The sequence below is a fragment of the Streptococcus pseudopneumoniae genome (assembly GCF_001072315.1).
Classification (GTDB): Bacteria; Bacillota; Bacilli; order Lactobacillales; family Streptococcaceae; genus Streptococcus; species Streptococcus pseudopneumoniae_R.
In genome coordinates this window covers 1-269 of the sequence record NZ_JVLI01000192.1, presented here as the reverse complement: position 1 = coordinate 269, position 269 = coordinate 1, and the positions used below count along the sequence as shown (strand labels likewise).

Annotated in this window: 1 protein-coding gene; it reads right to left on the bottom strand. The window is 44.2% G+C overall.

From position 1 onward, the window contains the following. On the bottom strand, window positions 1-269 hold a 269-nt coding region (locus tag ADH54_RS12525), incomplete at both ends, for a pneumococcal-type histidine triad protein (protein ID WP_049524991.1).

Genomic DNA, 269 nt, shown 5'->3' with positions numbered 1-269 from the left:
AAATGGAAATGATCCCCGTGAGGCACTGCAACACCATTGGCTGTACGTTTTGTAATCTGTGCTGGGTCAAATACTAATCCATCAGACTCCACATGACGTTGGCTAAGTGGCAAAGCGTACAATTCTTGGAGGAGACTATCCAAATCCTCACTTTGACTTTCAGAATCTGTTGCAGGATTTTGAGGTGTCTCAGCTTGACTCGTTCTCACACTAGATCTTGCTTCTCCTCTGCTTGAACGATATTCAACCGTACTTAATTGCCCACCTTT